The 11,580-nt window shown below is 59.6% G+C and carries 12 protein-coding genes; 2 read left to right on the top strand and 10 right to left on the bottom strand.

All coding sequences use genetic code 11. The features are described 5' to 3' along the window. Window positions 1-55: 55 nt before the first annotated feature. From T8S45_RS08835 to T8S45_RS08825, 3 genes are all read right to left on the bottom strand, one after another. Entirely contained in the window at window positions 56-2,368 is a 2,313-nt protein-coding gene (locus T8S45_RS08835; RefSeq protein ID WP_322293454.1) for a type IV secretion system DNA-binding domain-containing protein, read from the bottom strand. After that, entirely contained in the window at window positions 2,358-2,690 is a 333-nt protein-coding gene (locus T8S45_RS08830) for a hypothetical protein (protein ID WP_083508388.1), read from the bottom strand. Before T8S45_RS08830 ends, T8S45_RS08835 begins: the two co-directional genes overlap by 11 nt. Window positions 2,691-3,421: 731 nt before the next feature. Then, complete coding sequence (locus tag T8S45_RS08825) at window positions 3,422-3,643, bottom strand: hypothetical protein (protein WP_067696232.1); 222 nt, start codon at window positions 3,641-3,643, stop codon at window positions 3,422-3,424. A gap of 345 nt (window positions 3,644-3,988) precedes the next feature. On the opposite strand from T8S45_RS08825, the gene T8S45_RS08820 reads away from it, so the two are divergent. Continuing rightward, window positions 3,989-4,255 carry a DUF6437 family protein gene (locus tag T8S45_RS08820; RefSeq protein ID WP_067695862.1) on the top strand — a complete coding sequence of 89 codons (267 nt, stop codon included), beginning with the start codon at window positions 3,989-3,991 and terminating at the stop codon, window positions 4,253-4,255. 66 nt (window positions 4,256-4,321) lie between these two features. Here T8S45_RS08820 and T8S45_RS08815 read toward each other — a convergent pair whose 3' ends face one another. The 7 genes from T8S45_RS08815 to T8S45_RS08785 form a co-directional block, all read right to left on the bottom strand. Beyond that, entirely contained in the window at window positions 4,322-4,720 is a 399-nt protein-coding gene (locus T8S45_RS08815; RefSeq protein ID WP_067695865.1) for a single-stranded DNA-binding protein, read from the bottom strand. 268 nt (window positions 4,721-4,988) lie between these two features. After that, window positions 4,989-5,258 (bottom strand): hypothetical protein, encoded by a 270-nt coding sequence (locus T8S45_RS08810; RefSeq protein WP_067695868.1) that lies wholly within the window; start codon window positions 5,256-5,258, stop codon window positions 4,989-4,991. 70 nt (window positions 5,259-5,328) lie between these two features. After that, on the bottom strand, window positions 5,329-6,264 hold the full coding sequence (locus tag T8S45_RS08805; protein WP_067695871.1) for a DUF2493 domain-containing protein: 936 nt from the start codon (window positions 6,262-6,264) through the stop codon (window positions 5,329-5,331). Window positions 6,265-6,483: 219 nt separating this feature from the next. Beyond that, window positions 6,484-6,924 (bottom strand): hypothetical protein, encoded by a 441-nt coding sequence (locus T8S45_RS08800; protein ID WP_011413780.1) that lies wholly within the window; start codon window positions 6,922-6,924, stop codon window positions 6,484-6,486. Window positions 6,925-6,935: 11 nt separating this feature from the next. Next, window positions 6,936-7,865 (bottom strand): ArdC family protein, encoded by a 930-nt coding sequence (locus T8S45_RS08795; RefSeq protein WP_067695873.1) that lies wholly within the window; start codon window positions 7,863-7,865, stop codon window positions 6,936-6,938. Window positions 7,866-8,110: 245 nt separating this feature from the next. Further along, complete coding sequence (locus T8S45_RS08790) at window positions 8,111-9,061, bottom strand: patatin-like phospholipase family protein (protein ID WP_157075204.1); 951 nt, start codon at window positions 9,059-9,061, stop codon at window positions 8,111-8,113. 19 nt (window positions 9,062-9,080) lie between these two features. Then, window positions 9,081-10,222 (bottom strand): IS3 family transposase gene (locus tag T8S45_RS08785; RefSeq protein ID WP_157075205.1). Its coding sequence is split into 2 segments (ribosomal slippage): window positions 9,081-9,985 and window positions 9,985-10,222, totalling 1,143 coding nucleotides; the frame shifts between segments, so codons are not numbered across the junction. Between the two features lie 111 nt (window positions 10,223-10,333). Between T8S45_RS08785 and T8S45_RS08780 the strand changes: the two genes are divergently transcribed. Next, entirely contained in the window at window positions 10,334-11,389 is a 1,056-nt protein-coding gene (locus tag T8S45_RS08780) for an anti-phage protein Upx-like protein (protein WP_067695885.1), read from the top strand. Window positions 11,390-11,580 lie beyond the last annotated feature (191 nt).

Here is an 11,580-nt window from a genome sequence, read left to right as displayed (position 1 = left end):
TTTGGTCCTCGTCACGGCTCCCCTCGCGGCCGGGTAATCCCTCCCTATTTGCCTTTCACATGTCGGGCTCGAACTCGCCGAAATCCTTTTCCGGAGGATCTGCGACCGCACCTTCACGCAGGTCTTTCTCGACCGGTATGAGAGGCTGGCGCCCGTTGGCAGCTGAACGGCCTCGTTGCGTCGAACCAGCCTTGCCACCTGTGTCATCGCCGGCGGTTCCGGGTTCGGACGGATGCTGTTCCGCGCCCATTGCTGGTGCATCCTCACCGGTTTGCACTGCGGCGAGAGGTAGCGTTGGACCTGCATCCAGATGCGTATCGGAACGGGTTTCGGCACCGAGCTCACCAGTAGCGCGTCCTGCATTCAGCTTTTCAAGCGGCACAGGCTCCTGCCGATCCTGCGGTTCATCGGCGACACGGCGCTGCCCCTCCAAGTCGAGTTTGAGCTGCTTTGAATCGACAGGTTTACCGGCACCGTCGTCGTTCGAGGCGGGATGCTCATCAATCGGTTTCGAACCCGGTCTTGCTTGAAGCGCCGTTGCCGCAGGACCCTGGTCAGGCTTAATGAGCGGTTTCTCGCGGGCGATGAATCCCTCGGCAATACGGCCACGCGTGCGCGGAATGAGCGATACCGGCGCAGCGGGGAATCCGTCGGGAAATTTGATGTAGGCCGACAACCTCGGAAGGTTCATAAACTGGTCGGGCAGGAGCAATGGCTCGATCTGCCGCCTCGGCGTCAGGCTGACCGCATCGCGCGCATTGTTGTACCCGTAGCTATAGCCTTCTTCCATGTCGCGCACCTGCCGGTGGCCGATGAAATCGGAGCACCAGGTCGCTGTCTCTCGATCGGCCGTCGCTAGGATGAGCTTCGTTCGCGCAAGCGAGGAAAGTGTCATGGCCATGTTCTCGCCGTAGACTTCCTTGAGCTTGGCAAACGCATGCACCCCGGTGACGATCGCACCGCCGAAGTTGCGCGCCGTTTGCAACCCCTTTTCAAGCGCCGGTAGTCGGTGAAGGGCACCGAGCTCGTCGATCAGGAACCACATCCGCAGGTCATGTGTGCGCTCGAGCGTCATCAGCGTATTCATCGCCGTGTCGAGCCACAGCGTCAGCAACTGCGAGGAGATGCTCATGTCGACATAGCGGGCAGAAAGGAACAGGATCGAGCCCGCCTGGTAGTCGCCTTTGACCCAGTCGCGGACCGAAAAGCGCGGTCCGGATGAGGGCAAAAGCTTGAGCACTTTCGCATTCGCATTGAACACAGCGCGGATCGATTCCGCCATGCGGGCCGCTTCCGGAGCGGTCAGCGGATCGGCCATGGTACCGCGCATCAGCTTATGCACCTCGGACAGATCAGCGGTCATCAGCCGCCGCGCCAAAGCCTCATTGGTTGCAGTGCCGGTACGGGCAAGATGAAGACACATCTCGACAAACAGCATGCGCGCCGCAAGCACCCAGAACTGTTCTGAACCACCCCCGTCATGGGGCACGAGCGCTTCAGCGGCAGCATGAAACTCAGCTTCCGTCGTGCAGTCGTTGAACACGCTCCAAAGCGGGCACCGCACATCGACAGGATTGAGAATGATGTCGCGTGCAGGATCGTAGAAGGCCTCAATGAATGCCCCTGTGAGGTCGAAAATGACCGCGCGCTGGCCGCGTTCACGCGCTTCGGCAACAAGTTCGGTGAGCGCCACGGTCTTGCCGGTTCCGGTCGTACCGATGAGCATGGCGTGGCTCTGCTCGAGCCGCCACGGCCAGCTTACACCGGCGAGATGTGCGGGTTGGTAATGGCCTGCTTCGGCCAGCGCCGACGAGCTCGCAAGCCGCCACTTCCAGCCAAACTTGCGGCCCAGTTCTTCGGCCCTGAATGCCTTGTTGTGACGCTCGATTTCTTCTTCGAGTTCGTCGAGCGAAACAAGCATTGCGCCGCGCTCGTGCTTGCGCTCCTTTGACCGACCGCCAAAGCGCTCGGCGAACCACCAGAAGAACACGAAGGCCGGGATCAGCAGTACTGCCGAAACCAGCAATCCCTGCTTCACTGCCGTACGAAACGCCTCGACCGCCTCGCGCATCGGCGGGAACTCGCGAACGATGCCGAACGGGAGGCCGACCCTTTCGCCGTCAAGCAGTTCAAGGTTGACCAGCTTGGCCGGATCGAACTCCATGAAGGCATAGAGACTGGCGTAGATATGCATCCAGACCAGGTAGATCTGGTGATCACTCAGAGCCGACCGCACCTCCCAATAGCAGGTGCCGACCGCTACCAGGCCGGTGACAATCAAGGGGCCCTTCAGGCCGGCTGCAAACATGAAACCAAAGTGGCCGAGCAACTGGCTCCCGCGGGTGAAATTCAGGAGATTATGCTTCATGGGATTGGCCTCCCATGTTTGCGTTGACGAGGAGGCCAAGACGCTCGAGGCGTCGCCGGTATGCCTCGTGAGTACGGTCGCGCAAACTCGCGTCAGGGTGGCTGGCCAGAAGCGCATCGAGCGCCACCGAAATGAAGATTGCCTGGCGCGCGGGATCGAGCCCTGCGGGCCTGTCCTTCGCCTCGTTATCGCGCTGCCACGCTGCGACGATGAGGTCACGAATAAAGACGCTGACACTGACGCCATGGTCCGCGGCACACTGGCGAACCCAGTTACCCACGGAGAGAGATACGAATGTCTGAAGCCGATCTTGTCGGGTCATGAAACAGGTTCCTTGTCGGGCCGACGGAACCTGGCTCACCTTGCGGAAGGTGGCAATGAGAATAAATCGTGAACAACTCGCAGTCAATCGAAAGATTCGGACTATATTTCAAGGTGATAGATGGATGTGAGTTGTCAGCGGATCAGCGCAAAGCCGCTCTACTCGCAGACGGGTTGATTTCGCCCAAAACCACATTCTTTAGCAATAACAGAAAGATTAATCCCGAAATCGCGGGGTAGGGTGTGCTCCTTTGTTCCCAAGTGCGCGAGGTGGTCCAGGCAATGAGGGGGATTCATCAAGGACGACTTTTCCCGATCTCCATGTTGGAGCGCGAGCAACCAAGCCTGGCAGCTCACAGCATGCAGATAGAAAGCAGTTGGACGCCTCCAGCCGAAGACAGCACCTGCGAAAGAGGCAGCGGCCAAGGGCGCGTGGGAAGCAAAGCAAGCGGGACCTGTCGCGTGCCCAAGCTTCCCGCCGCCCGACCCGGTGCCGGTTCGCAAGTGCGCGCGGGGCCCAAGAACAAATTACGCCGCACCCTCAGGAGCGCATCGCAAGATGCGCGGGACAGAGTGCGTCCACAGCCCCGCTCCACTTATCGGGCGGCGCCGCATTGCGGTGGGCGGCCGTCAGAGCAACCGACCGAACCGGTTTCTTGTGCTTCGATGGACTACCCGGCGAACAAGAAAAAAGGGCAGGAACCGCTTCCGGTTCCCGCCCTGTCGGAAGTCTCAAAACTCGTCGAGCATGCCGCCGTGGACCGTGTGGACCACCCGCGCTGCGAGATGCACTGGCAATATGTTGTAGTCACCCTCGTCGAGGGCAAAGTACCCGAGTTCGTCATCCTCGATAACGTGCTGATCGAAGAAGCTGTGCAGCGCTCTCTTCTCGGCTGTCTCCAGAGCCTCGAAATAGCTCCGTGACGGAAGGGCGCAATGCATCGAATAAGCCATGATAATCCTCCTGATTTCTGTCGTGAGACGACAGGAGGTGCGCGCGATGGTCTTGTGCATCCCGGGTCAGGGATCGCCCGGATGGGCGACCGCGATAGCGGCGGTGGGGGTAACGATTTTGTTCGCCGCCGGATGCAATCCGGTGGCGGGCAAAATGGTGGGGCCCCGCCGTCCTTGAGGCGGGAGGCGCAAGGCCATCATGCTGGGAGAACCGTGAGCAAGGACCCACCACCTCCGCCCAATATCAAACATCTGCTGCGTGCGAATTGTCTTTCCTACACCCCGATGACGCGGGCATGAAACCAACCGGGGAGCAGATCCGAGGGGGACAAAAGGACAAGTAACATGCCCCGAAACAGGAGCGCGATAGCAGCCCTGCAAAAGCTCGAAGCAGACCGCGAGGCGCTCGACGCCAGACAACGCGAACTTGAAGTGCAGGCGGCCAGAGAACTCGGCGAAATCATCCTGGGAAGTGGTCTCGAAAGCTTCTCGAAGAGGGGCCTGAGGAAGGTTGCCGAAGAACTCGGGAAACTCGGCGAGGATGCCGCGATCGAGAAACTGACGGGGCGCGGTGCAACACGTGCTTCGAATGCAGCGCCGGGAACCCAGTAACCCCAGAGGAAGAGGCCCTGCCGCTTGCGGCAGAGCCTCTTCGTAAGGGGACGATCGGGATCGATGTCAGTCGATATCGGGAGCGTCGGTGTTGTCGTTGTCGTCGCTCGAACCACTACCGCGGGAGAGGAAGTCGACCTTGTCGGCGAGGATCTCGGTGCCGTAGCGCGTGACCCCGTCCTTGTCCTCCCACTGGGTGTAGTGGATGCGGCCCTGCACGCTGACCAACTGGCCCTTGGAGCAGTACTGCCCGACGGTCTTGGCGAGGCCGTTGAAACAGGTCACCCGGTGGAACTCACTTTCCTTGGCGGTATAGCCGTTCTCGTCCTTGTAGGTCTTGCCGTCCTTGTCGCGTGCGGGGCGATCGGTGACGACGGTGATCCCGGTGACGTTGGTGCCTCCCTTGGTCTCGCGGGTGTCGGGATCGCGGGCGATGCGGCCGGTGAGGATTGCGATATTGGTCATGATAGTAGTCCTTCAGTTCCTCAAACCGGAGACCATCTCCGGCTTGCGAACTTGCCAAAGAAGCAGGGCATGGGAGGACTGCACCGCAGGAGCGAAGCTCCAAGGGGAACCTGTTCATGACGGGTGGTGCGGGCAGGCGCGCGAAGCGCGACCACACGGCCGGAAAGGAACGGGTTGCTGTACTCAGCTGACCTGATTCAGGACTGTTCGCGAAGAAAGCCGGATGGGTATCGGGTGCGGGTCTGAAGGTGCCAAGACCCTACTGCAATCAGCCTGCTCCATCGCCTTCCGATGCCGCCAGTAGATCCATGAAGTTGCGGGCTGCTTCCCGGTCTTCCTCGTTCTCGAACGCCACATCGAGATCGGGGGCGGACCCGAACATGTGTAGGAACGACCACAATGCAAAGCGCTTGCCCCGATCCTTCTCAAGGCCGAGATCGACCCGGCAATGTTCAATGCCGGCTGCAAAGGTGTCTGGGGCAACCCCGGAAAGGTCGCTGGTGGCAAAGTAGCGCTGTAGCAGAACGTCAAGTTGCATGACCGGTTCATATTCGGGTCGGCGCTGAATGCACATCCAGGCAATTCAGATGAAGATGATGAAGGGCCCCTCAGGACCCAGGAGAAGTGCCCAAGAGGCCGCGACGATCGACCACGGTGATCCGGCGCGTCTTAGCATCGATCACCAGTCGTTCGGTGACGCCATTGCCCGGAAAGGCGACGACATAACGCGGATTGAGCGAGAGCATCTGCTCGTTGCGCTTGAACCCGGCGCGGGCACCAAGCCGACGATCGAGCGAATAGGTCAGCTGCTGGACTTCGCGGCGTTCGGCCCAGCTGGCGGCCAGGCGATCGGCACCCTTGCCGTCGCCGCCATGGACCAGGAAGAGATCGGGAACCACGTCGCGAACCTTGTCCAGCGTCGCCCAGATATTGTCGGCATAAACGCGCGCGTCCTCGGCGCTTTCGAAGCTCTGGCGACCACCGGCGAAAACCACCGGAGTGCCTTCCGGGATCAGGGCATTACGCCGGTTCTCGGCGCGTGCGCGGAGGAAATCGCGGGCATCGATCACGGCCGAGGTAAGGTTTCGCGAATGGCTCGTGCGCGAGCCGGAAACGGGCTTCCACGAGGAACCGGTCTCGTCGCGGTAAAGTGCTGCCGCAGCCTCGCGCATCTGCTCGAAGGCCAGCATGCTGGCTTCGGCGGCCTGCGCGCGCTCGACCTGCTCTTCAAGATTGCTCGAATGCACTTCGGAGCCATCGGCGGATGCAAGGAGGACCCGGATCTCGTCGCTGGCCTGGTCAAGTTGAGCCGACTTGCGGCTGGCGGCGCGGTGGAAAAGGTTGACCATACCCCAGGCAATATCCTCGGCATCTGCTTCCAGGGCAGTGTCGGAAAACATCGCAAAAAGGTCGGACCAGACTGCGCCAAGCGTCTGTTCGATCGCATCCTCGCAGGGAAAGTCGGTCTCGTTGAATGGGGCCGGCCTGATGCTGAGGCCTGAGAGATCGAGGCCGCTCAACTGGTCGATGAAGCTGTCGTACATGAGGTGTCTCCTGATCGCGGGGACAAGGCGAGGAGGCACCATTGCCTCGGTCCTGTCCGCCGGAGCCCGATCAGGGCCGGGACAAGGGGCGAGACGCACCGCGAAGCGGGAAACCTGCGGCCCTAGGCTGGCGCGGGTAACACGGGCCGACGGGCCGCAGGTTGCGGCGCGCCCCGACCGGCCCAAGGGCCTCTCCCGGCGGACTGGGATGAGGCAGGATCAGGACCCGGTGTCGCACTTCGATCGGGAGCGCTCGAAGATCGCTTCGCCATTCGAGAACCGCCCGACCAGGCGCAGATCCCCGAACAGGTCGATGAACCTATCCGACACCTGGGTAAGCCAGTGCCGTGCCCTCGCCGTTCGTGGGTTGTAGAAATCCGCCTCCCAGTACCGGGCATCGTCACGCTCGGCGAGCCAGATCGCGGCAAGGCCGCAATAGGTCGATATGCCGCAATCGGCGAAGGCGTTGCGCAAGAGGATTCTGTCCTCGCGGCCGCGCCATCCATCGAAACGCTCGAAAGAAGGAAAGGTCGCCTTCGTGTTATCGATGACCTCGTCGACGAGGCACTCGTAGACCCAGTCGACATCGTCGCCTTCGCCCTCATCAAGCAGGCGAAAGGCCACCACGGAGCCGGTCGGATAACTGACGGAACGTCCCATCTCACTGCTCCTCAGGCGGCGTCAGCAAGGTCGATATCGTCCTCGCTCTCGCCGAATTGGTGACCCCCAAGATCAAGCAACAGGCTGGCCGCTTCCTCGGCCTTGGCCGCAGCGGTCAGGATCGCGCGCTCGTCCGATTTGAGGATCTTGAGCCAGGACGCGATGTAGCTGGCGTGATGGTCGAGGTGGGTGACCGGAAGACCCAGTTCGGCCCCGAGAATGGCCGAGGACAGCTCGGCGATCAGTTCCTCGGCAGCATAGGCATCGCTCCCGAAGCGGTTCTTGAGATCGCGGTCGAGCCGCGAAGAATGCCCCGTCCAGTGCGACAGCTCGTGTGCAAGCGTCGCGTAGTAGTGGTCATAGGCTTCGAAGAGTTCGGCTGGCGGCATGGTGACCCGGTCACGCTGCGGCTCGTAATAGGCCTGGGCTCCAGAATGCCGCAGGTCAGCGCCGATCTCGGCGAAAAAGGTATCAAGCCGCTCTTCGCGTCCTTTGGGCTCCAGCGCGGCAATGAGTGGCTTGGGATGATAGAACTCGGGGAGGCCGTCGCACTGGTCGGCATTGAACACGGCATAAGCTTTGAGGACGCGCCGGTACTCGGTGTCAGCTTCGCCTTCGGTGTTCTCGACCTCCTTGGTGTAGTTCTTGTAGAAGATCGCGATGGTCGATTTCTCGCCTTTGCGGACCTGTCCGCCGAGCGCCTGACACTGGCGGTAAGTCATCCAATAGGGCGAGACGTAGCCGTTGCCATCGGCCACCATCCACAACCAGAAGGTATTCATGCCGCGATAGGGCGTTCCGCAGGAGCGCAACGGCCGCGAGACGGGCACACCGCGCCAAGGCTTGACCCAGGGCTTTGTGCCTTGCTCGAGTTTTTCGATAATGGCGGCGGTAATGCGCTGGGCTGGCGAAGTCGAAGTAGTGCGGCGGGACTTGGTCATGGGAGCTCTCCTGATCGCCGGGACGGGCATGCCCCGGCTCAGGAAAGGCAAAGCTCCCTCCTCTCTCTTTTACATGTGGCGGCTACCGCAGGCGCGAGCTTCATCTCACGCGCTATTTGTTCAATAGACACTTCCAGAGGTGTCGAGCGCGGAGGATAGCCCAAACCTTTTCTCAGGAGGCGACTTTCGAAGATCAAGGCATGCATCGCGGTTGCCACCGGACAGACCTCAGAACTCCTCGTTCGCTAGTTTTTCGCCTGGATCTCTGGCCAATGCTCGCTCACCAAGGAGACCACGAGCTGCTCACCTCTTAAAGAAAGGCGATCGATCCATTCATCATCCATCGCCGAAAAATTGGTTCCATAACCAGCAACTGTGTCGCCGGATATAAAGTCATCTGGTTTGTTCGAGAGTCGCGCGTCGTCTTGTCCGAGATACGGCATTATGAAGCCACCGATCCTTCCGGCTCGTTGCAGATCGAAGAGCCGAGTGGTGGATGCGTTCTGAGCCCTCGCAAAAATGCTTTCAAAAACTGCTGCCATGCGTGCTGGCATTAACGACGAGGGCTCGCCAACATCCAGCGAGTAGCCCGCACGACATGCGATCAATTTGTAAACCGGATCAACCTCCAAGCTTATGGAGTGATCGCGGTCCGGCCAAAACGGCATCAAGCCGAGATTGTCGTAGACTCCTCCGTCAGTGAGTGAGATCCGATCAGAGCGCTTTGTTCCGTTGCGCTCGAACTCAACGGTGGTATCAAGCGCTGGCAGTGCCAACGGGTATGCTGCTGATGCTGCGACTGCATCTGCCAGGCTTGTATCTTCGGAGGTCGCTGAACCGTATCGCCAGCAATGCAACTTTTCTCTTGTAAAGTAGAACGCAGCCTTTGCGCGCAACTCACAGGCGACTATGATCAACCTGGGTCGATCACCACGCAATTCGGACAGGCGCTTCGAACCAAAGACTTTGTCGAAAACTCGCCTCAAAATTGTCGTTCGACTTGCTCTGCGGTGGAGGATCGTCCGGTATGGCCAGCGATCGCGGCGTGGACTCACTGGCAATAGTGAAATCATCAGCTTCGTCGGCAAAGCGGCCAATCGATCAAGGGATATGAGCAAGACGGTGAAGAGCGCCTTCAGCCCTTCCAAACTAAAGACCGCTTCGTAGGCTGCCGGCCAGACAAAACCTTGTCGCAACTGAATAGCCCCTAGTTTTCTAGACGCCCTCGGTGCTCATCATCTGCTGCCGTTCGAACTCTACGGGTGACAGCATCCCGTTTCTCACATGCTTGCGTATCGGGTTGTAGAACATCTCGATGTAATCGAACACATCCTGTCTGGCCTCGTCTCGTGAGCGATAGGTCCGCCGCCGGACGCGTTCGCGTTTGAGCAGGTTGAAGAAGCTCTCGACCACTGCGTTGTCATGGCAGTTGCCACGGCGGCTCATCGAGTGCTCCAGATTGTGGGCCTTCAGGAAGGACGTCCAGTCCATGCTGGTGAACTGCGATCCCTGATCCGAGTGGATCAGAACCTTCCCTTTTGGCTTCCTGCGCCACACCGCCATCAGCAATGCCTGCAGGACCAGGTCGGTGGTCTGGCGGTTCTGCATCGACCAGCCCACTACGCGGCGGGAGTAAAGGTCGATCACCACCGCCAGATAGGCAAAGCCTTCCTGTGTTCTTATGTAGGTGATGTCGGTCACCCATGTCTTGTCCGGTGCCGCGACATCGAACTGGCGGGCCAGCGTGTTGTCGACCACCCTAGATGGCTTGCCGCCATAGCTGCCCGGCCTGCGCTTGTAGCCGATCTTCGCTTTAATACCCGCCAGACGACTGGCGAGACGCGCCACCCGGTTCGGGCAGCAGGTCTCGCCCTGATCGAGCAGGTCGTCGTGCAGTTTGCGGTAGCCATAGACCTTGCCGCTGTCTTCCCACGCCTGCCGGATCATCGCAGTCTGGCGAACATCTTCCTTCGCCCGTCTGCTCAGCGGGTTCTTCAACCAGGCGTAGAAGCCGCTGGGCTGGATGCGAAGACACCGGCACATCGCGCGCACCGGGAACAGCGTGCGATGCTCGGCCACGAACGCGTATCTCACTTTGCATCCCTGGCGAAATACGCGGTGGCTTTTTTTAGGATGTCGCGCTCCTCGGTCACCCGCTGCAGCTCGCGCTTCAGTTGCCGGATCTCGGCGTCCTTTGATCCATCTTCGGGCCGCTTTGCGAACTGTCTCTTCCATGCATACAGCGAATGCTGGCTCACGCCGAGTCGCTCGGAAACCTCCGCCACCCGGTAGCCCCGCTCGGTGATCTGGGCCACCGCATCGCGCTTGAACTCATCGCTGAAATTAGCCTTCCCCATCGTCGCCTCCTGTCCTCAAAATTAGGAAAGAAAGCGTCCACAAATCTAGGGGCTATTCACACCCCGTTAGGCGACATCCATGCGAGGTTTGGGTTTATCGATGACATCATCATGCCTCATGCGCACGTAACGAATGAGCGGCGGATTGCATCAGATGCCGAGAGCTATCCCGAGCAGTTGACGGAATATGAAACGACACCGAAAGCCGAACACCTTCTTTCCCCGGAATTCGTTGAGGCGTGGCAAGAGCAGTTCGGCGCAGGTTTTGACGAAACCCGAGCGCTCGTAGATGCGATTGAAGACATTGGCATCAAGGCGGAGTCCGCTGTTCAGCAGCTCAAGAAAAGTGAACTTCTAGCGATCGGTGACGGGGCTTGGCCAATTACCTCCTCTTCCGTCGCGAGCCTCTTAGACGCACTTATCCACTTGCCGCGTTCCACATGGCGGGAAACGCCTGACGGGTTCGAGGATCGCGACCGGCATCCTTGGCGCTTCCGCCGACAGCTTTCGCTACTACGGCGCCCATTGATCCAGCTTGATGAGGATAGCGATCCAACGCTCATATTTGCTCCTGGCCAGATGCGCGACAGTTTCAAATATATGCTTGGAAATCTGCTTCGCGGTGAGTTCCCGCAAACTCAGCTTTCGCCGAAAATGAAGCGTTGGGCTGGCAAGGCTGCCGACAAGAAAGGACACGATTTCACGCTGAAAGTAGCGGAGCGCTTGAGAGAACTCGGATGGTGCACCGAGACCGAGGTGACAATCCCCAAGATCTTGGGCGAGCGCCAAGACAGGAACTACGGCGACGTCGATGTTCTAGCATGGGATTCGAACAGCCGCCGGGTATTGATCGTTGAGTGCAAGGATGTGCATTTTCGGAAGACCTACGGCGAAGTGGCGGAGCAACTCGCTGATTTCCGGGGCGTCATCCGTGAGAATGGAAAGCCCGATTATCTGCGTAAACACCTTGATCGCGTCGAAATTCTTCGCGGCAATATCGACGCTGTGGCGAGGTTCACCAAGGTCGCCGATTTGACCGACGTCGAGAGCCACCTAGTTTTTGCGGACCCGGTTCCATTGGAGTTCGCACTTGCACAGATGTCCGAGCAGGTTCGTATCTCACATTTTGATCGCCTAGGCACGGCGCTGGTCTGGGAAGCACCATAACTTCGAACTGTTCGAGAACACGAGCGAAACGGCAGTTTCGTGTTCCAGGCAGTAGGAGATCGTCCCTAGTTCCGTTCAGCCGCGCACATTAGATTGGCGCACCTAATGATCACATTCTTGGGATCAAGCCCCACAATACACGGGTAAGGCCCCCACGAAATTCGAGTAGTTGGAACTGTCATCCTTACAGC

Source organism: Pseudoblastomonas marina (assembly GCF_034374265.1).
GTDB lineage: Bacteria > Pseudomonadota > Alphaproteobacteria > Sphingomonadales > Sphingomonadaceae > Alteriqipengyuania_A > Alteriqipengyuania_A marina.
The sequence above is the reverse complement of the archived record's forward strand: the minus strand, read 5'-3'. Positions and strand labels throughout refer to the sequence as shown.